At 69.5% G+C, this 19,036-nt stretch carries 23 protein-coding genes; 9 read left to right on the top strand and 14 right to left on the bottom strand.

Annotated elements, in window-relative coordinates; all coding sequences use genetic code 11:
- Positions 1-100 precede the first annotated feature (100 nt).
- Entirely contained in the window at positions 101-1,432 is a 1,332-nt protein-coding gene (locus tag Q0579_RS15875; RefSeq protein ID WP_298814103.1) for a lipopolysaccharide biosynthesis protein, read from the top strand.
- Here the strand turns inward: Q0579_RS15875 and Q0579_RS15870 are convergent.
- The 11 genes from Q0579_RS15870 to Q0579_RS15820 all read right to left on the bottom strand — a co-directional run bounded on the left by Q0579_RS15870 (position 1,405) and on the right by Q0579_RS15820 (position 11,330).
- Positions 1,405-2,178, bottom strand: coding sequence for an NTP transferase domain-containing protein (locus Q0579_RS15870; protein WP_298814101.1), 774 nt, complete (start codon positions 2,176-2,178; stop codon positions 1,405-1,407). The genes Q0579_RS15875 and Q0579_RS15870 overlap by 28 nt on opposite strands.
- A complete protein-coding gene (locus tag Q0579_RS15865; RefSeq protein WP_298814099.1) occupies positions 2,175-3,110 on the bottom strand; it encodes a hypothetical protein in 936 nt (311 codons plus the stop codon). The genes Q0579_RS15870 and Q0579_RS15865 overlap by 4 nt, the downstream gene beginning before the upstream one ends.
- Positions 3,110-4,180 (bottom strand): diacylglycerol kinase family protein, encoded by a 1,071-nt coding sequence (locus Q0579_RS15860; RefSeq protein WP_298814097.1) that lies wholly within the window; start codon positions 4,178-4,180, stop codon positions 3,110-3,112. The genes Q0579_RS15865 and Q0579_RS15860 overlap by 1 nt, the downstream gene beginning before the upstream one ends.
- A 123-nt stretch (positions 4,181-4,303) precedes the next feature.
- Positions 4,304-4,789 (bottom strand): DUF2141 domain-containing protein, encoded by a 486-nt coding sequence (locus Q0579_RS15855; RefSeq protein ID WP_298814093.1) that lies wholly within the window; start codon positions 4,787-4,789, stop codon positions 4,304-4,306.
- 43 nt (positions 4,790-4,832) lie between these two features.
- Entirely contained in the window at positions 4,833-5,954 is a 1,122-nt protein-coding gene (locus Q0579_RS15850) for a CDP-alcohol phosphatidyltransferase family protein (protein ID WP_298814092.1), read from the bottom strand.
- A 10-nt stretch (positions 5,955-5,964) separates the two neighbouring features.
- The gene (locus tag Q0579_RS15845) at positions 5,965-7,095 is read right to left on the bottom strand and encodes a hypothetical protein (protein ID WP_298814090.1); all 1,131 of its coding nucleotides are present in this window, start codon (positions 7,093-7,095) and stop codon (positions 5,965-5,967) included.
- Complete coding sequence (locus Q0579_RS15840) at positions 7,092-7,826, bottom strand: phosphocholine cytidylyltransferase family protein (protein ID WP_298814088.1); 735 nt, start codon at positions 7,824-7,826, stop codon at positions 7,092-7,094. The genes Q0579_RS15845 and Q0579_RS15840 overlap by 4 nt, the downstream gene beginning before the upstream one ends.
- Positions 7,826-8,512 carry an HAD-IB family hydrolase gene (locus Q0579_RS15835; RefSeq protein ID WP_298814086.1) on the bottom strand — a complete coding sequence of 229 codons (687 nt, stop codon included), beginning with the start codon at positions 8,510-8,512 and terminating at the stop codon, positions 7,826-7,828. The genes Q0579_RS15840 and Q0579_RS15835 overlap by 1 nt, the downstream gene beginning before the upstream one ends.
- Positions 8,513-8,696: 184 nt before the next feature.
- Positions 8,697-9,782, bottom strand: a complete 1,086-nt coding sequence (locus tag Q0579_RS15830; protein WP_298814084.1) for a 5-(carboxyamino)imidazole ribonucleotide synthase — start codon at positions 9,780-9,782, stop codon at positions 8,697-8,699.
- Positions 9,783-9,806: 24 nt separating this feature from the next.
- Positions 9,807-10,280, bottom strand: a complete 474-nt coding sequence (gene purE, locus Q0579_RS15825; protein WP_298814082.1) for a 5-(carboxyamino)imidazole ribonucleotide mutase — start codon at positions 10,278-10,280, stop codon at positions 9,807-9,809.
- A 51-nt stretch (positions 10,281-10,331) separates the two neighbouring features.
- Positions 10,332-11,330, bottom strand: a complete 999-nt coding sequence (locus tag Q0579_RS15820; protein ID WP_298814080.1) for an LLM class flavin-dependent oxidoreductase — start codon at positions 11,328-11,330, stop codon at positions 10,332-10,334.
- A 139-nt stretch (positions 11,331-11,469) separates the two neighbouring features.
- On the opposite strand from Q0579_RS15820, the gene Q0579_RS15815 reads away from it, so the two are divergent.
- The 8 genes from Q0579_RS15815 to Q0579_RS15780 all read left to right on the top strand — a co-directional run bounded on the left by Q0579_RS15815 (position 11,470) and on the right by Q0579_RS15780 (position 17,748).
- Complete coding sequence (locus Q0579_RS15815) at positions 11,470-12,135, top strand: pyrimidine 5'-nucleotidase (RefSeq protein WP_298814078.1); 666 nt, start codon at positions 11,470-11,472, stop codon at positions 12,133-12,135.
- Complete coding sequence (gene dapD, locus Q0579_RS15810; RefSeq protein WP_298814076.1) at positions 12,132-12,968, top strand: 2,3,4,5-tetrahydropyridine-2,6-dicarboxylate N-succinyltransferase; 837 nt, start codon at positions 12,132-12,134, stop codon at positions 12,966-12,968. The genes Q0579_RS15815 and dapD overlap by 4 nt, the downstream gene beginning before the upstream one ends.
- 78 nt (positions 12,969-13,046) lie before the next feature.
- On the top strand, positions 13,047-14,015 hold the full coding sequence (gene glpX / locus Q0579_RS15805) for a class II fructose-bisphosphatase (RefSeq protein WP_298814074.1): 969 nt from the start codon (positions 13,047-13,049) through the stop codon (positions 14,013-14,015).
- A gap of 37 nt (positions 14,016-14,052) precedes the next feature.
- Positions 14,053-14,772, top strand: coding sequence for a CPBP family intramembrane glutamic endopeptidase (locus tag Q0579_RS15800; protein WP_298814072.1), 720 nt, complete (start codon positions 14,053-14,055; stop codon positions 14,770-14,772).
- Between the two features lie 400 nt (positions 14,773-15,172).
- Positions 15,173-16,369, top strand: a complete 1,197-nt coding sequence (locus Q0579_RS15795) for a multidrug effflux MFS transporter (RefSeq protein WP_298814149.1) — start codon at positions 15,173-15,175, stop codon at positions 16,367-16,369.
- Positions 16,370-16,490: 121 nt separating this feature from the next.
- The gene (locus tag Q0579_RS15790; RefSeq protein WP_298814070.1) at positions 16,491-16,796 is read left to right on the top strand and encodes a hypothetical protein; all 306 of its coding nucleotides are present in this window, start codon (positions 16,491-16,493) and stop codon (positions 16,794-16,796) included.
- Positions 16,797-16,960: 164 nt separating this feature from the next.
- Positions 16,961-17,152: a hypothetical protein gene (locus tag Q0579_RS15785; protein ID WP_298814069.1), complete on the top strand. Its 192-nt coding sequence runs from the start codon at positions 16,961-16,963 to the stop codon at positions 17,150-17,152.
- Positions 17,153-17,358: 206 nt separating this feature from the next.
- Positions 17,359-17,748: a hypothetical protein gene (locus tag Q0579_RS15780; protein ID WP_298814067.1), complete on the top strand. Its 390-nt coding sequence runs from the start codon at positions 17,359-17,361 to the stop codon at positions 17,746-17,748.
- Positions 17,749-17,823: 75 nt separating this feature from the next.
- Here the strand turns inward: Q0579_RS15780 and Q0579_RS15775 are convergent, their stop codons facing one another.
- The 3 genes from Q0579_RS15775 to Q0579_RS15765 all read right to left on the bottom strand — a co-directional run bounded on the left by Q0579_RS15775 (position 17,824) and on the right by Q0579_RS15765 (position 19,034).
- Positions 17,824-17,994 carry a hypothetical protein gene (locus tag Q0579_RS15775; protein ID WP_298814065.1) on the bottom strand — a complete coding sequence of 57 codons (171 nt, stop codon included), beginning with the start codon at positions 17,992-17,994 and terminating at the stop codon, positions 17,824-17,826.
- Between the two features lie 66 nt (positions 17,995-18,060).
- Complete coding sequence (locus Q0579_RS15770; RefSeq protein WP_298814064.1) at positions 18,061-18,471, bottom strand: acyl-CoA thioesterase; 411 nt, start codon at positions 18,469-18,471, stop codon at positions 18,061-18,063.
- Positions 18,468-19,034 (bottom strand): DedA family protein, encoded by a 567-nt coding sequence (locus tag Q0579_RS15765; RefSeq protein WP_298814063.1) that lies wholly within the window; start codon positions 19,032-19,034, stop codon positions 18,468-18,470. Before Q0579_RS15765 ends, Q0579_RS15770 begins: the two co-directional genes overlap by 4 nt.
- Positions 19,035-19,036: the final 2 nt, after the last annotated feature.

Here is a 19,036-nt window from a genome sequence, read left to right as displayed (position 1 = left end):
GTCCTGTTGTCGTTGCCGTGATCGGTCGCGGGCTCGTAACCGCGGCGCCGCGCCAAGTCACGGACTTGCTGCTCGCGCGACGGCTATCTAGGCGGACGCGATGACGGATCGATCGTCTTCTTCTTCTTCCGCACGCGCGGGCGGCGTTCGAGCTGTGCTCGCCAATTTGGGCTGGCTGCTCGCGAGCCGTGGCGTGCTGGCGGTGCTGTCGCTGCTGTATCTGGGGATCGCGACGCGTACGCTCGGTCTCGCCGATTTCGGCCGCTTCGCGCTCGTCACCGGCGCGGCGCAGGCGCTCGCCACCTTGGTTGGGTTCCAGACGTGGCAAGTCGTGGTCCGCTTCGGGATTGATCACCGCACCCGCGGCGACGAGGCAGCACTTGGGCGCTTGTACCGGGCCTGCATGGTGCTCGACGCGGCGAGCGCCATCGTCGGCTTGGGTTTCGCCGCGCTGATCTTGCTGATCTGGCGCGAACGGCTGGGGATCACCGCGCCGCTGTTGCGGGACACGGTCATCTTCACCGCCGCGCAGCTGCTCTCCATCCGCTCCGCGGCCTTGGGGGTGCTGCGGCTGACCGATCGTTTTCGCGCTGCGGCGGCCGCCGACAGCGTGACGCCGGCGATCCGGTTCGTCGGCGCGATCGGCGCGGCGACGTTCGTGCCGACCTTGCACGCGTTCTTGTGGGCGTGGACCGTGGCCGAACTTGCCACGGCGGTCACCTATTGGATCACGCTGCAGCGTAGTGGCGACCTGAAGCTGGTGCGGCGCGCGCGCGTACACTGGGGCACGTTGTTTCACGAAAACCCACGGCTGTTCCGCTTTCTCGTTAGCAGCAACGTAGTGTCGTCGCTGGGGCTCGCGACCAAGCAAATCCCGCTGATGTTCGTCGGCGCGTTCGGCGGACCGGCGGCAGCGGGTGCGTTCCGGCTCGCGCTCCAGCTCGCGCAGGCGCTGACCAAGCTGTCGCAGCTAATCTCGCGTGCGGCCTTCCCCGAGGTGGTGCGTACGCTGCGCGACGTTGCCCCGCGCCAGCTCGGCCGCGCGCTGCGGCGCATGTTCCTCGCGAGTGCGGGCGGCGCGATGGTGATTCTCGTCTTGGTGGCCCTGATTGGGCAGCCGGTGCTGGTAGCCGTCGGCGGTAATGCGGCCTATGCCGACGCTTATCCGCTGCTGCTGTGGCTGGCGGCGGCGGGCTCGATTGATCTGGCGGTGGTAGGGTTCGAGCCGGTGCTGCTCGCAGGCGATCGCTCCGCATCGGCGATGAGCGCGCGCGCGGTCGGTGTTGCTGTGCAGTTCGCGCTGATGCTCGTGCTTCTGCCCCGCATCGGTGCGGCGGGGGCAAGCATCGGGGTGTTCGGCGCGTCGCTCGTCAGCGCGTTGCTGATGATCGCGCTCGTGTGGCGTTACGTGCGCGCGGCGGCGCGCGCCTGATCGAGGCGCGCGCGAACGAAGTCGAGGTCGGCGGGCTTGTCGACGTCGACTGCGGCGAGCCCGTCGCGCGCGGCGATCACGACCGCGTTGATCCCCGCCTGCCGCCCGAGATGCGCGACCGCTTCCGACAACGATAGCCGTCCGAGCAGGTAGCGCAGCAGCAGCGCGGGGCCGAGCCGGCGCACGATTCGCCAAGGCCGCTTGCGATCACGCTCAACCGCCTCCCACAGGGCGATCACCTGTTCGGCGCGCGGCGTTGCGAGATAGAACAGGTTGCACCCCGACCAGTGACCGTCGGCGAAGCGGAGGTAGGTCCGCGTGGAACCCGGGGCCGCCGCCTCGACCGCGTCGCGGCGTGCGAGCAGGACCGCCACATCGGCATCGGCCGGTACGCGCGACACGAAGTCGCGTACCCAATCTGCGTCGAGTAGGGCGTGATCGCCGGTGGTGACGAGCAGCGGTGCGCCCAGTAGGCGCAATGCATCGGCGGTGCTCGCGCTCGGCCCTGCCGCCGCCGGTAGCGCTTCGGCTCCGAGCCGTGCAGCCTCCGCGCGGACCGCGGGGCTGTTCGCCGATACGCCGATCCGCGCCGCGCCTGCGGCGCGCAACGCTGCGGCCACGCGCGACAGCATGGTCGCGTCGTCCAGCGCAATCAGCGCCTTGTCCGACACGCCGGCGTACCGCGCGACGGGATCCTCGCCGCCGCGCGACCCCGCGAGGATCAATGCGGACGGAACGATGGTCATCCGCGCGATCCCTGATGTTGCCACAAGCGCCACAACACGCCCGGCGCCGCCAGCACGGGATGACGCTCGCGAAACCGAGTCACCGGAAGCGCGAGACCGGTATGACGCTCGATCTTCCACAGCGCGTAGCGGGTCGCGCCGTCGAAGGTGAAGGCGGCCTTGATCAGTCGGGCCGCATTGAGCTTCTTGCCCCAGCGACGTGCGCGCGACCAGGCCCGCGCCAGATCGCGGTGCTGAGCGTCGCTCAAGTTCGGCTTCAACGCATCATCGGCAGGCACAAAGGCGATCCCTCCCGCCGCCCAGGCGAGCGGCAGCAGCGCGTCGTAGCGGGCGCGGTCGTACGACAGGATCTGGTCCCCGCGCCCCGGCGCCTCAACACGAAACTCGGTCGCGTAAGTGGCGCGGAACAGCGTGCGCCAGTAATCGCTCGCCGTCCCCTGCGCTGGTCCGTGTAGCGCGGCGAAGCGGCTCGCGGTGATCGCGGTATCGGCGACCGCGTCGACGATCGCGTCGTGAACCGGTGCGTCGGCGCTCCAGATCAGCGCCGTTGGTTGAACGAAGCGAGCCCAGATCGTCGTGTCGCGCGTGTGGCCGGCGGCGGCGCGCGCGAAGGTGTCGCGGTCCATGGTGGCGACCTTGGCGCGGATCACGCGGTCGCCGATCGTGACTTCGTGATAGCTGACGTCTGGCCAGATCCGCCGGTTGAGCCCGCGCGCGGTGCCTGGCACGCGCAAGACGTAGAAATCGAGCACGCCGCTCAGGTCCGCGGTACGCAGCACCGAGCCGTAGAACAGCACCGCCTCGCCATGTAACGCAGTGGCGATCGTCCGGGCCGCCTCGGAGACGGGGGGCAGGACGGCACGATCGAGTTCCGCCGCAACGAACGCGCGGAGCGCCGCTTGCGCAGGGTCGACAGCCCGCCTCGCCGGCATCAGGGCGTGACGAAGGTGATCGGCGCGCCTGCGCGAACCTCGTAACTGCCGGGGGCATAGCGTTCGCCATCGAGGACGAAACCGCCGGGCAGGTGCAAGCGGGCGGGGCGCGCGTCGTGGCGGTGGTGATAGCCCGCGCGTGCCAGCCAGCCGCCTTCGCGCCCGGCCAAGATCGCGGGCACGGCGAGCGGCAAAAGCCGCGGCGGCGCCTCGACCGCCAGGATGTTCAATCCGATGGCCTCACCACCCAGCGGGCGCAAGCCGATTGGCAGGCGCCGCAGCGTCGAGCCGAACAGCAAGTACAGGTCGTGCTCGGCGGCGGTGCCGTCACCCAGGTCGGTGATTCCAATCCGGTCGCCCGCGCGCCACGCGTTGTTCGCGCCCGCGAACATCGTCTGCGTAATCGCGAGCAACAGCGACAGGCCGACCGCGATGCCGCCGAACGCGCCCACATTGTGCGTCCGCTGCGCCAGATCGGTCGCGCGCACGAACGCGCCCGTGCCGAACAGGAAGCCCGAAAGCGTGACCCCATCCGCGCCGGTGATCTCGACGGGCGCGCGGGTTGTGAAGCGGCCGTTGCTCAGCGAAGTACGTGCCGCGCCTGCTGACCAGTCCCACGGTATCCCAAGATCGAGCGCAAGCGCGTTGGTCTTCCCCGACGGGATCACCGCGATCGGCGGCAGCGTCGCGCCGAACACCGGCATCGCCGCGCTTAGCACATCGCGCACGGTGCCGTCGCCGCCGTCGACGACGATCAGTCCGACGCCGCGTGCCTTGAAGTCGGTGAGCGCGGCGGTGAGCTCGTCCTTGGTGGCCGGCTCGCACACCAGCATGTCCGCGGTTGCGCCACCGCGACGGTGGACGGGATTGCCTTGCCGGTTGCGGCGGCTGCGCGGATTGCTGATCACGCCGACCTGCACCTGATCGAGGCCGCGCGGCGCAGGGGCGCGCGGGAACGGAACGATCTCGCCCGCGCGTTCGTCGGCGCGATCGTACGAGCGCCGCAGCGGAGCGGCGATCGGAGACGCGTCGGCGTGCGTCAGGGCAGTCAATTTCGCGGAAAAATTCACTCGATCGGCGCTCCACACGCGGGTGTAACAATCCAGGTGTATCAGCGATCCGGCGAAATTATGTCCCTTGTTTGCGAAGGCGCGCGGACCGTGCGCCGACGGGGCGTTTTCCCGCTGCCTACATCAACGTGAATAGCGGGTGCGCACGCGGATCGCGGTGCCGCCGGCGGGCACGGAAAAGCGCACGCGCGCGAGGCTCGGCAAACCCAGCGTCGTCGGGGCGTCGTTGGAGAAGCCGAAGCCTTCTTTTATCGTGAACAACGTGCGGTTGAAATCGTGGTCGCCGTTCTCGTCGTGATAGGTCGCGACCGCGTAGGAGCCGGGTGTCACCCAGAAGCACGCCGCGGTGGCGGGTGCCTGCGCCTGGGTGCGAACACGGGCGAGCTTGCCGCCCTTCGCCAGGAAGCGGCGCGAGTCGTCGGGGTAGAGCGTGAAGACCATGTCGCCATGCACGTTGCGGATGTCGGTTGCGGTGACCGACAGGCGAACCTTCCCCGCGCCGGGCGTGCCCGCGCACGATGGCGCCGTCGCCGCCGCTGCCTCGGGCGCGAACGCCGACCCGCCCAGCAACACGGCCGCGGCGGCGATGTAGAAGAAACGTCGTGTCATGGAGGCGATATGGGTCAGCGACGCTGCCCCGCAAGTCGGGCGCTCAGGCAAGCCAGCTCGTCAGCCGCTCGCCGCCGCGCGCGCGCGCCATCGCCTGAACGAGCCGGACGCCATGGACGACGAGCGACAGGATCGTCCACACCGCGACCGCGACGATCCCCCAGTCGGGCCGCGCGACCAGCAGCGCGGCGAACAGGATCACCATGTTGGGATTACGCCGGGCGGTCACTAGCCGGAAACGGCTGTCGAAGCGTTGCCAGACGTGAATGTGCATCCCGAAGCGGACGATGAACGCGCCCTCGATCAACCGCTGCACGACGTAGCCGAACAGCATCGCCGCCATCACCGCCCAGAAGGTCTGGGCCGACAGCGGGCGACCATAAGGCGCGCAACCCGCGGCCCAGGCCCACCACCAGATCGGCGGATGGACGAGGTCGACGCCGTGGTCCCACGCATTGCCGAGCTTGGACGAGGTAATGGTGCAGCGCGCAAGTTTTCCATCAACGGTGTCGAGCACCATGAAGACGAGCCCGGTCAGAAGTCCGGTCCAGAACCAGCCATACCAGAAGGCGATCGTGGCGACGATGCACAGGACTGATCCGATCGCGGTGACGCCGTTGGGCGACACGCCGATCCACGCCGCCAGTCTGGTCAGCGCGAGCGCCCATTCCGGCCAGAGATACTTGGTCAGGAGGTCGGTCACCCCCTTGTACGCGCCGACGTAGCTGGCGCGCTCGATCACGGGGACCGCGTCGGGCACCAGCGCCTCGGCAAAGGGGCGCTCGCGCTTGCGCAATGCCTCGTTGAAAATTCCTTCGTCACGCTCGGTCGCGACCTGTTCGAAGTGCGGCGGGAGCGCGGCATCGCCGGTGATCGCGCGTTCGCACGCGGCACGGTCGGCGGCGACGACGTGCGCGAGCACGATTTCGCCGCGGCGCGTCAGCACGGTGCCGGGGCGCGGCTGAAGCCAGGCGATCCAGGCAGGATCGAACACGAAGGCGAGGTTGGAGAGAATGACGGTGTCGCTCACGCCCCCATCGCCGAACGGCAGCGCGCGCGCGGCCGCGATGCGGCGCAACCGTTCGCGCGCGGTCATGCCCCAGAGGAGCACGGGATTGTCGCCCAGCGGCACCACCGCGGGCTGGAGGGACTCGGTCGGCTGCATCGGCGGGCCTTTAGCGGCGGGGCCGGGGGTTGGCGAGGACGCGCAGCACCGCGTCGGCCGCGCGGCGCGCACCGGCGCCGCTCGCGTCGCCGAGGGCTGCGCCTGCGATATCGCGCTGGGTCGCGGCGAAATTGGCGTGGCGCGCGGGCGCGCGCGCTATCGCGGAGAGCAGATCGGCGAGATCGTCGACGACCTCGCCCGCGCGCCACATCGCATAGGCGGGATCGTCCGCCCAGGCGCGCGCGTGCGCGTTGAGGAAGACGGCGGGGCGCGGCCGCGCGAGGAATTCGATCAGCTGGCTCGACGTGTCGCCGAGATAGAAGTCGGCCGCCGCGGTGTAGCTGCCATCGACGGTCGCGAAACTATCGAGATCAACGTGGACGTGCGGCAGGTCCGCGACGCGAGCGAGCACGTCACGCAGCGCGGGCGCGCGCTCGATCAGGCGCTGATGCGGGGCGAGGATGACGTTCCAGTCGCGCTGCGCGGCGAGGCGCTCGACCACCTGCGGCCCCCAAGCCGGCCACGACGAGCGATGCGCCTGCCAGTGGGGGGTGTAGAGCAGCACCGGGCGGTCGCTGGTGAAAAGCTTGCGCGCGGGCGTGCGCTGGCGGAACGCGGCCTTGACGTAGCCGGTCGCTTCGATCCGGTCGGGTGCCATGCCGCGCGCGAGATAGGTCGCGCGTTCCTGCTCGCTCGGCACCAGGGTGTAGGCAGCGGCCATGCGCCGCTTGTCGTCGCGCGCGCTCATCGATCCGACGCCGTGCGAGGTCTTGACGAAGCGCGTGCGCATCCACGGGAAGGCGCGCGGCAGCCACAGGCTGGTCTGTTCGGCGCAGACGACGATGCGCGTGCGTGCGAGCCGGGGCGCGAGGCGCAACAGCATCGGCAGCTTGGGCGGTAGCACCGGCCGCTCGCCGGGCGCGGTCGCGGCGAGGCGGCGGAAGCCCGGCGCGCGGCGGACGCGGACCTGCGGCAGATGCGCCGTCCAGCCGGCGAGCAGTTGCTCGTGGGTCGAGGTCGAAACCCACAGGTCGAGCGGCAGATCGGGGTGCGCGTCGGACAGCACCTCGACGATCGGGAAGAGATGCGGGATCAGCAGCGTTTCGCCGAGAAACAGGAAGGCGACCGGTGCCGCAGTCATCGCGCGCGCGCGTTCCAGCGCTCCACATCCTTGGGGCGGTCGATCTCGATCCAACCGCCGCTTTCCTCGACGATCGCGTGGACCGCGCCCTGGCGGGCGAGCGCGGCGACGATGTCGTGGTGATAGGCGTTGATCCCGTCGCCCGCGCCCTCGGGGCCGGCGATCACGCGGTCGAGCACGGGAAGGTAGCCGCTCTGCGCGCCCGCGACGACGACGCCGAGCGAGCGGTGCGTCGTCTGCTCGGGCGGCAGCGACTTCGACACCGCGGTGACGCGGTCGCCCGCGACGTGGACCAGCATGTCGTCGGTGTCGGCACGCGCGATCGGTTCGACCACCAGCCCGACACCGGCGCGGTCGTATTCGCCGTCGTGCGAAAACGCGCGCGCGAGGATCGTGCCCGTCAGCGTCGTGTCGCCGTTCAAGAGGCAGAAGGCGTCGCCCAACATGTCGCGGGCCGCCCAGACGCTGCCGATGCTGCTCGACACCGCCCAGAACGGATTGAACCGCAGCGTGACGGCGAGCGGCGGGCGATGCGTGGCGAGGTGCGCGCCGACCTGATCGTGGCGATAGCCCGCGACGACGACCGCCTCGCGTACCCCCGCCTCGGCCAATGCGTCGAGCTGATGGTCGAGGATCGCGCGCCCGCCGACGGGCACGAGGCATTTGGGCATCAGATCGGTCAGCGGTAAAAGTCGGGAGCCGCGGCCGGCGCTTAGGATGATGGCGCGCATCATTGCATCCAGTCGAGGATCGGCCAGCCGTTCGCGTGCGCCAGCGCGCGCAGGCGGCGGTCGGGGTGGACCGCGAAACCTTCGTCGGCGAAGGCGAGGCAGGGGGCGTCGGTGGCGTGGTCGCTGTAGAAGCGGACGTGCTGGCGCTCGCGCGGTTCGCCACGATGCCCAAGCCAGGCGGTGACCGCGGCGAGCTTGGCCGCGCCGTAGACGTTGGCGCCCGACAGGCGGTGGCCGACCCGGCCGTCGGGCGCGGACGACGCCTCGGTCGCGATCACGTCGGCGATGCCGAGCCGGCGCGCGATCGCCGTGGCGTAGAAGCGGTGCGCGGCGGTGGCGAGGATGACGCGGTAGCCCGCGGCGCGATCGGCGGCGATTCGGGCGCGCGCACCGGCGCGGACGTTGCCGCTCACTTGTTGCTCGGCAAAGGCATCGGCGATCCGCGAAAGATCACCCGCGTGCACCGCGCCGCCGATCAGCAGGCGGTGCATCACCTCCTTCAGCCGATCGCGGTTCATCAACCCTGCCTTGTGCGCGACGGCGGCGAGCGCGGCGGCGGGGACGAGCGCCAGCCGCCACGGCGCGCGCGCCCTTGCCGCGTAGAGCAGGAACGCGGACCAGGTCGGCAGGCGCGTGATCGTCCGGTCGAGATCGTAGAACGCGTAGCGGGTCGTCGCGGGGATCATGGGCGCTCGCCTTGGCGGCGAAGCTGGGCAGCAGCAAGGCAGCGGTGTGGCAGGGAGCTATGCTGCGCCGCTCGGTACGGCCTCGGATACGGCTCGCAGATAGAAGCGGGACCCCGGATCAAGTCCGGGGTGACGGGGGGAGATGGGGAAAGGCGTGAGTTCGCTTCATGCGTGGCGAACGCCCTCAACGCTCCAGCCGGGTGACGTGCCCCATCTTGCGCCCCGGCCTTGCCTCGCGCTTGCCGTAGAGGTGCAGGTGGGTGCGCGGCGCCGCGACCAGATCGCTCCAGCGCTGCCACTCGTCGCCGATCAGATTTTCCATCACCACCGCGGGCGCGGTCAGCGCGGTGTCGCCGAGCGGCAGGCCGCAGATCGCGCGGACGTGGTTGGCGAATTGCGAGGTTTCCGCGCCCTCGATCGTCCAATGGCCCGAATTGTGGACGCGGGGCGCCATTTCGTTGAACACAGGGCCGTCGGCACCGGCGAAATATTCGCAGGTGAGCACGCCCACGTGACCCAGCGCGTCGGCAATGCGGCCGGTGAGCGCCGCCGCCTCGGTCCATTGCTGCGCGATCTCGGCTGGCGCGGGAACCGTCGAGCGGTGGAGGATCGCGTCGCGGTGCTCGTTCCACGGCGGCGGGTAGCTGGTGATCGTGCCGTCAGTGCCGCGCACCAGCAGGATCGAGAATTCGTGGGTGAAGGTGACGAACGCTTCGAGGATCGCGGGGCCGCCGATCGCCTCCCACGCGGCGTCGGCCTCGGCGGCGTCGTTGATCCGCGTCTGGCCTTTCCCGTCATAGCCGAAGCGCGTCGTCTTGAGCACCGCGGGCGTGCCGATGCGCGCGAGTGCGGCGTCGAGCTCCTCGCGCGAGTTGACCGCCTGCCAGCGCGCGGGGCGGCCGCCGACCTCCTCCACGAAGCGCTTCTCGCGCACGCGGTCCTGCGCGACGGCGAGGCTCTTGGGCGGCGGATAGACGGGCACGCGCTCGGCCAGCCACTCGACGGGGGCGACCGCGATATTCTCGAACTCGTAGGTGACGACGTCGCACTGCGCGGCAAAATCGGCGAGCACGACCTTGTTGTGGTAATCGGCGCGCGTCAGGCTGGAAGCGGTCTGCGCGGCGACGCTCTCGCGGTCGGGGGCGAGGACGTGGGTGCGGTAGCCGAGCTGCGCGGCGGCGACCGCAATCATGCGCCCCAATTGCCCGCCGCCCAGGATGCCGATGGTGCCGCCGGGGGCGAGCGGACGGTCGAGCTGGGCGAGCGGCATGGTACGTTCCGTTTGCGGAAAGGGTCAGGGAGCTTCGGCGACGCCCGCGGTCTGCGCCGCGCGCCAGGCCTGGAGGCGGAGCGACAGCGCGTCGTCGGCGAGCGCGAGGATCGCGGCGGCGAGCAGGGCGGCGTTGATCGCACCCGCGCGGCCGATCGCGAGCGTGCCGACCGGAATGCCGCCGGGCATCTGCACGATCGACATCAGGCTATCCATGCCCTTCAGCGCCTTTGATTCGACGGGCACGCCGAGCACGGGCAGGTGCGTCATCGATGCCGCCATGCCGGGCAGGTGCGCCGCGCCACCGGCCCCTGCGATGATGACCTTCAACCCGCGATCCGCGACGCCGGTCGCGTAATCGTAGAGCCGCTGCGGGGTGCGGTGCGCGGAGACGACGCGGACCTCGTGCGTGATGCCGAGTGCGTCGAGCGTCTCGGCCGCGTGGCTCATCGTGTCCCAGTCGGACGTCGAGCCCATGATGATGCCGACCTGCGTCATGCGGGCGGGCGTAACCGCGCTGGCGCGGGAGGGCAATGCCCTCCCGGTCGGTCAGGCGGCCTGCTTCACCTCCGCCATCGCGTCGGCGGTGAGGGTGAGCGAATGCTTGCGCGCGTGGTGGTCGTAGATCGCGCTGGTCAGCATGACCTCGTCGACTTGCGTACGCCGGACAAAGGCGGCGATGCCGCGCGCGACCTCGTCGCGGGTGCCGATCGCGGAGCAGGACAGGACGTTGTCGAGCATCGCGGCGTGGGCGGGCGGAAGGCTGGCGCGGTAGTTCGCGACCGGGGGCTTCATCAGCCCGGGCGTGCCGGTGCGCAGCGCGATGAACGATTGCTGCTGCGAGCTGGCGAGGAATTCGGCCTCGTCGTGCGTGTCGGCGGCGAAGACGTTGAACCCGGCCATCGCGTAGGGCCGCGCGAGCTGTGCCGAGGGCCGGAAATCGCGACGGTAGATCGCGAGTGCGGCATCGAGCGCGTCGGGGGCGAAGTGCGAGGCAAAGGCGTAGGGGAGCCCCAGGATCGCGGCGAGCTGCGCGCCGAAGGTGCTGGAGCCGAGGATCCACATCTCGGGCTTCGCGCCCGCGCCCGGCGTCGCGGAGATGCCGGTGCGGCCGTCGTCGGCGAAATAGCTCTGGAGTTCGACCACGTCGTTGGGGAACTGATTGGCATCGCTGGCGAGATTGCGGCGCAGCGCATGCGCGACGCGCTGGTCGCTGCCGGGCGCGCGCCCGAGCCCGAGGTCGATGCGGCCGGGGTAGAGCGCGTCGAGCGTGCCGAACTGTTCGGCGATCTGCAGCGGCGCCGAGTTAGGGAGCATGATGCCGCCCGCGCCGACGCGGATGTGTTTGGTCGCGCCCGCGACGTGCGCGATGACGACCGCGGTCGCGGCCGAGGCGATCCCCTTCATCCCGTGGTGTTCGGCCACCCAGTAGCGATTGAAGCCGAGCGTTTCGGCGTGGCGCGCGAGATCGGCGGCGTTCGCCAGCGACTGCGACACGGTGCCGCCTTCGACGACGGGGACGAGATCGAGGAGCGAATATAGGGTCATGAGACAAAGATGGGGTCGCCGCCGGTGTCGCGCCAGACAGGTGAGCTTGGTGTGCGCACAGCCCAGCTTTTCGACGTGCCAGCTTTTCGGTGGGGCGCGGGCTTCAACGCGGGCACGAAGCGCAGTAGAGCGCGCGGCGATGCCGCCCGAACTCGCCCATATCGACACGTGGTTGTTCGATCTCGACAACACGCTCTACCCCGCGTCGGCCAATCTGTTCGCGTTGATCGACCGGCGCATGACCGCGTTCATCGCCGACCTGCTGTCGCTCGATCTGGCCGAGGCGCACCGCGTGCAAAAGGCTTATTTCCTTGGCCACGGCACGACGCTCGCCGGGTTGATGGCGGAGCACGAGGTCGATCCGGCGGCGTTCCTGTCCTACGTCCACGATATCGAGATGGACGTGTTGGAGGCGAATGCGCCGATGGCGGCCGCGCTCGCCAAGCTGCCCGGACGCAAGATCGTCTTCACCAACGGCGACAAGCCTTATGCGCTGAAGGTGCTCGACCGGCTGGGGCTGGGGGAGAGTTTCGTGGGCGTCCACGACATTCACGCGATGGACTTGGTGCCCAAGCCCGCTCCGGCAGCATACGCGGGCATCTGCGCCGCGTTCGACATCGACCCGACCACCGCGCTGTTCGTCGAGGACATGGCGCGCAACCTGAAACCCGCCAAGGCGATCGGCATGACGACGGTGTGGGTCGACAACGGCAGCGAGCAGGATCACGACGCCGACCGCAGCTATGTCGACATCCGCGTCACCGATGTGACCCAATGGCTCAACCAGATCACGGAGAACCTATGACCGACCCGAGGACCGACCTCGCGCAGATTATTGACGATGCTTGGGAGAACCGCGCCGAGATCGGTTTGACCACCACCGGCGAGGTGCGCGAGGCGGTGAACGAGGCGCTGGCACAGCTCGACGCCGGCACCGCGCGCGTCGCCGAGCCGGATGGTGACGGCTGGCGCGTCAACCAATGGTTGAAGAAGGCCGTGCTGCTGAGCTTCCGCCTGAACGACAATGCGCTGATCGACAACGGACCGGGTCAGGGCCACTGGTTCGACAAGGTGCCGTCGAAATTCTCCGGCTGGAGCGAGGAGCAGTTCCGCACCGCGGGTTTCCGCGCGGTACCGGGCAGCGTGGTGCGACGCGGGGCCTTCGTCGGCCGCGGCGCGATCCTGATGCCGAGCTTCGTCAACATCGGCGCCTATGTCGGCGAGGGGACGATGGTCGACACCTGGGCGACGGTCGGAAGCTGCGCGCAGATCGGGCGCAACGTTCACCTGTCGGGCGGGGTCGGGATCGGCGGCGTGCTGGAACCGCTGCAGGCCGATCCGGTCATCATCGGCGACGGCGCGTTCATCGGCGCGCGGTCGGAGGTCGCGGAGGGCGTGCGCGTCGGCGAGGGCGCGGTGCTGTCGATGGGGGTGTATCTGGGCAAGTCGACCCGCATCATCGACCGCGCGACCGGCGAAACCTTCTACGGCGAGGTGCCGCCTTACTCAGTGGTGGTCGCGGGCTCGGCGCCGTCGTCCACCGGGCAGGGGCCGAACCTTTATTGCGCGGTGATCGTCAAGCGCGTCGATGCGCAGACGCGCGAGAAGACCGGGATCAACGAGCTGCTGCGGGATTGAACCTTTGTAGCCGGGGCGGTAAGGCTCGTTTAACGCGTTAAACATCGGTGCTGCGGCATCGTCGAGGGGAATGCAGCGATGACGACCACCGCCTCCAAGGTTCTCGACCGTGTGCTCGTGCTCGAAATGGTGCGCGTGACCGAGGCCGCCGCGATCGCCGCGTCGACGCTGACGGGCCGGGGCGATGAGAAGGCGGCCGATGCCGCCGCGGTCGAGGCGATGCGCGCTGCCTTGAACGAGCTCGACATGGACGGCACGGTGGTGATCGGCGAGGGCGAGCGCGACGAGGCGCCGATGCTGTTCATCGGCGAAAAGGTCGGCAGCGGTACCGGCCCCGCGATCGACATCGCGCTCGATCCGCTGGAAGGCACGACGATCTGCGCCAAGTCGGGGCCGAACAGCCTGGCGGTGCTGGCGATCGCGGAGGGCGGCGGGCTGCTCAACGCGCCCGACGTGTACATGGACAAACTGGCGGTCGGCCCCGGACTGCCCGACGGCGTGATCGACCTTGATCGCACGCCAACCGAGAACATCGAGGCGATCGCGGCGGCGAAGGGCGTCAAGCCCAGCGAGGTCATCGCCTGCGTGCTCGACCGGCCGCGCCACGAGGCGCTGATCGCCGAACTGCGCGGGATCGGCTGCGGCATCGTGCTGATCGGCGACGGCGATGTCGCGGGCGTGATCGCGACCACCGATCCCGAGACGACGATCGACGTCTATATGGGGTCGGGCGGCGCGCCCGAGGGCGTGCTGGCGGCGGCGGCGCTGCGCTGCGTCGGCGGGCAGTTCAAGGGGCGGCTGCTGTTCCGCAACGACGACGAGCGCGCGCGCGCGGCGAAATGGGGCGTGACCGACCTCGACCGGCAATATGACCTGACCGATCTGGCGAAGGGCGACTGCATCTTTGCCGCGACCGGGGTGACCGACGGATCGCTGCTCGCGGGCGTCAAGCGGCGCGGCAAGGTGATGACCACCGAGAGCGTGGTGATGCGCGCCTCGTCGGGGACGGTGCGCTGGGTCAAGGGCGAGCACCGGCTGGAGCGCTGACGACGCGCGCGCGGGCGCGCGGGACGGTGGCACCGCGATGACGCAGGTGTTCGCGGCCGTGTTGCTCGCGCTCGCGCTGGCGGCGTTCGCCCATTTCGCGCGCGGGGGCGAGGTGGGGTTCCCGCCGCCGCACTGGCCGAGCGGGCGGGCGCGTTACTTCACGCGCGCGGCGTCGCGCATCGCGATACTGTTCGGCGCGACATCGATCGCGTTGCTGGCGGTGGCGGGTCGGCTCGACACGCTGCGAACGCTGCCCGATGCCTTTCAGCCGCTGCGGCAGGTGACGGGCGCGTTGCCGCTGGCGGGTGAGACCGCGCTGCTGCTCGCCGGCGCGATCCTGGGCGGGGCGGTGATCGGCGGCGTCGCGTCGCGGCTGCTGCGACGGCGGTTGCAGGTCGGGCGGATCGGCGCGGTGCTGCCGCGCGCGCGCGGTGAGCTCGGCTGGGGCGTGCTGCTGTCGCTGGTCGCGGGGATGAGCGAGGAATTGTTCTTTCGCCTGCTCGTGCCGCTGCTGGTGACGGCGGTGACGGGATCGCCGCTGATCGGGTTCGCGGCGGCGACGCTGTTGTTCGGCGCGGCGCATCGGTATCAGGGCCGGGTGGGGGTGGTGGCGACGATGCTGGTCGGCGCGCTGCTCGCTTATGCGTACCTGCTGACCGCCAGCCTGTGGGTCGCGGTCGGGCTGCACGTCTTCATCGACCTGAACGCGCTGGTGCTGCGCCCGGTGCTGAGCGGGCGCGTCCGCCTGCGTGGGTGAGCGACCAAGTCGCCCCGCTGCGCCGACAACGACATAGCGGGGCGACCTGCTGTCCGTGGGACGCGGTTGCGCCCCGATTCGGAGTGATACACGGCGAAGGTGGATAAAAGATGGCAAGGAGACGGCTCCACGTCCGTGCACGGATCATGCGCAGACGTGGAGCGTCCCCCGTAGCACCCGAAGCAAAGGGTTGCCGGGCCGGGTCGAGTGTCACGCAATGCGCGCAGCAATACAAGGAAACAATTCAGCCGGTGACGCGCGACGTGTCACATCGGGGCACGACAGCGGGGGCACTCGCCGCGGATGTGGCAGTGTTGCTGACAACGGTGGCATCGCGCGGCGCATCGGCCTAGACGCGCGGGCGATGACCCGGCCGCTACCTTCCGCCCCCCGTTCCGACATGCATCCGCGCGAGTTCGTCGCCTTTGTCGCGGCGCTGATGGCGGTCAACGCGCTGGGCGTCGACCTGATGCTGCCCGCGCTCGCCGACATCGGGCAGCAACTGGGCGTCACCACCGCCAACCACCGGCAGTGGATCATCACCGCGTACATGCTGGGGTTCGGCGTCGGGCAGCTCGTCTACGGGCCGCTCGCCGATCGCTTCGGACGCAAGCCGGTGCTACTGGTGACGCTCGCCGGCTTCGTCGCGGCGAGCGTGTTCGCGGCCGGGTCGCCGACCTTTGCCGCGCTGCTGGGCGCGCGCGTGCTGCAAGGATTGATGTCCGCCTCGACGCGCGTCCTCGCGGTCGCGATCGTACGCGACCGCTTCCACGGCCGGCAGATGGCGCGCACGCTGTCGGTCGCGCAGATGATCTTCTTCCTGGTCCCGATCATGGCGCCGACACTGGGGCAGTTGCTGCTGTCGACGCTGGGTCCGTGGCGGTACATCTTCTACGCGCTGGCGGCCTTTGCGGCGTTCGTGCTCGCCTGGTCGTTCGTGCGGCTGGCCGAGTCGCTGGCGGTCGAGCGGCGGCGCGCGCTGTCGCTGCCCACGCTGGCGCACGCGTACCGCGAGACGCTGACCAACCGCTTCTCCGCCGGCTATGCGGTGGCGGCGTCGATGACGTTCGGCGGCATCATCGCGTTCGTGTCCTCGGCGCAGCAAATCTTCGTCGAAGAGTTCGGCATGGGCGACCGCTTCACCTATCTGTTCGCCGCCTGCGCGTTCGCGATGGGGGTGGCGTCGTTCGCCAACAGCCGCCTGGTCGAGCGGCTGGGCACGCGGTTGATCTCGCAGGCCGCGGTGCTGGGGCTGATCGCGCTGTCGGTGGCGCACATCGCGGTGATCCTGAGCGGGGTCGAGACGCTGGCGAGCTACATGATCTTTCAAGCGCTCAGCATGACGTGCATCGGGCTGTGCGGGTCCAATTTCGGCGCAATGGCGATGGAGCCGGTCGGGCACATCGCGGGCACGGCCTCGTCGATCCAGGGGTTCATCACCAGCGTCGGCGCGGTGATCGTCGGGTCGCTGATCGGGCAATCGTACAACGGCACGACGCTGCCGCTCGCGATCGGTTACCTGTGCATCGGCGCAGCGGTGCTGGTGGTCGTGCTGGTGGTGGAAGAAGGAAAGCTGTTCCACGCGCGTCAGGCGTGATCTGGGCTGGAGCCGGCGCAGGCGCGGTCGCGCCCGAGTCTCAAGGGCAAGCCGCGTAAAGGTGGTTAACACGGAAACCGTTCGCGCGCGGGCGGGTTAGCTGACTTCTATGTCGTTCGATTTGTTCGAGATCGCGTGCCGGACGCGGGGAGAGGCACGGGTGCTCGCGTCGCGCCATGTGTCGCGCTACGGCCCCGACGCGCTCGCGCTGGCGCGGATCGCGCGCGCCGACGTGACTGAGCGCGGCCGGGTTGACCGCGCCACGCTGTACGACGCGGTGATCGCGCTGCTGGAGGCTGCGCGCGACCATGCACCCGCGACCGCCATGTCGCGCGCCTTCATGCAAATGACTATCAATGATCACACGGTCGTGAACAAGCAAAGGGTCGAGTCACATCGGCGACAAGTGCTGATGATGGCTGGGTAACATCATCGATGTGACAAGATGTTCTTGATAGTCGTTCGCACAATTGTGTGAGAGTGAATCGCAACGGCTGATTTGTCTTGTTTTCCGGAACCGCGCGGCGTTACTCAAGTTGAGTTATCCAGACGGACGCGTGCTGATCGTCCAGCCAGACCGGAGAAAAGATCATGGCCCTCACCACCATCGACGGCGCGGCCTGCGCCAAGTGCAAGTTCTTCGACACCGAAGCCTCGGGCGAGTCGCTGGGATTGTGCCGCTACAATCCGCCGATCAGCCAGCCGAGCGGTGACGCGGCCGGCGTGTGGCCCAAGGTCGAGGCGAGCGACTGGTGCGGGCATTTCGAGCCGGCGAACGCCTGATCATCACACCCTGATCGCAACGACGCCGCTCGCGCCTGTGCGTGGGCGGCGTTGTCGTGTCTGCGTGGCGTAGGTGGTTAGATCGCGCACCGTGCCGCGCGTCGGTGCGCGGTGCTGACCAGAACCTGCGTTCGCCGATTGTTGACCCGCCGCCGCCAACGTTATAATGAGAACCATTCTCATCGAACGTGGCGGCTCTTCAACGCATGTACGATCTCATGGACCGCAAGGTCGACGACCTGCGCACCCCTGACCGGCTGACGCTGGATGCCATGCGCGCCTGGGTGCATTCGCTGACGCTCGCGGGTGAGCCGAAGCGGGCGGTGGCGGGGCGGTTCATCGACGGTGGATCGTCGTTCGACGCGGCGATGCATCTGCTCGATCGCTGCTCGTCCGACACGCTGTCGTTTCAGCGCCCGTGCCATCCGCGGGTAGAGGAGATCGAGGCGGTGCTGCTGGGATTGTGGCGCCTGGTGATCGAGGGGCGCGAGGCGGACGCGACCGCCACCGCGGCGATGCTGGTCGACGCGGATGCCGCGCCCGCGCTGGTCCGCGCGATCCGCCGCGTACCGCCGCCGCGCGGGACGATACACTGACCGCCGCGACACGATGTCGCGCGCGCGCCGTCGGATCAGCTCAAGCGGTAGTTCCGGAAGCGGTCGCGATCCGCGTCAGCCAGGATGCGTCATGTCCGTCGTGCCCGCACGCACCGGCGCGAGCGCGGCGGGTGCGACCTTGCCGCGTACATAGAGGAACATGGCGGTGCTGGCCGCCGCGGCGAGTTGCACCGCCCATGATGCGAGCAGCGCCCAGACCAGCAGATTGACGATCATCATGATCACGGTGAGCGCTCCCCCTCTCGTGTGATCGTGATACGCCCGCGCGCGACATCCCGCCAACGGCGTTGCTTACAACGTCTGACCTCCTGTCCCATCCAGGAACGGGGCGGCGACGTCCGCGCGGATGCGCACCAGCCGGCCGGTCGCGCGGTCGACCATCGCCCAGGTCGTCACCGCTTCGACGCGCACCCGGTCGTCGCTGCCGACGAAGCGGACGTGCCGATCGAAGCGCGCGCCGCGCGGGGGCTCGGGCACCCAGGTCTCGCCGGTGACCTGCTCGCCCACGCCGACATTGCCGCGATAGTCGATCTCGTGCCGCGTCACGACCCAGACATAGGCGTCCTGGTGCTCGGCCGGGGCGACCGCGTGCCAATGCGCGACTGCGAGCTCCTGGATCCAGCGCACCCAGACCGCATTGTTGACGTGGCCGAGTTCGTCGATGTCGGCGTCCTGCGCGGTGAATTGCTGTTGAAAGGTCATGCCCGGCTTCTCCCCCGCCACCAATGGATCGCCGCCACGATCAGACCCGCGGCCACGACGCCGCCGACGATCCACCACAGCCGCGCGTCGTGGCGCAGGCGTCCGACGAATTCCTCCACCGCGTCGCCGAACACGTAGCCGATGCCGGTGAAGATCACCGCCCAGATGATCGCCGCGACCAGGTTGATGACGAAGAACTGCCGCTGCGAGATGTTGGTCGTGCCGACCGCGATCGGGCTGACGGTGCGCAGGCCGTAGAGGAAGCGGAACACGAAGATGAAGCTGCGCGGGTGACGCTCGAGCTGTTCCTGCGCGCGCGCGAAGGCTGCGGTGGCGCGCAGTTTGGCGACCCAGCGCTGGTCGCGGAAGTGCCGCCCGAACGCGAACCAGCCCTGATCGGCGAGGAATGACCCCGCCGCCGCCGCCGCCGCCGCGCCCGGCAGCGACAGGAGCCCCTGGTGCGCGAGGAGGCCGCCCGCGATCACCGCCGCCTCGCCCTCCAGCGCGGCACCGGCGAACAGGGCGGCGAGCCCGTACTCTGCGACCAGCGACTCGATCGACATGG

The sequence above is a fragment of the uncultured Sphingomonas sp. genome, assembly GCF_936927845.1.
In the GTDB taxonomy this organism is placed as follows: domain Bacteria; phylum Pseudomonadota; class Alphaproteobacteria; order Sphingomonadales; family Sphingomonadaceae; genus Sphingomonas.
The sequence above is the reverse complement of the archived record's forward strand: the minus strand, read 5'-3'. Positions and strand labels throughout refer to the sequence as shown.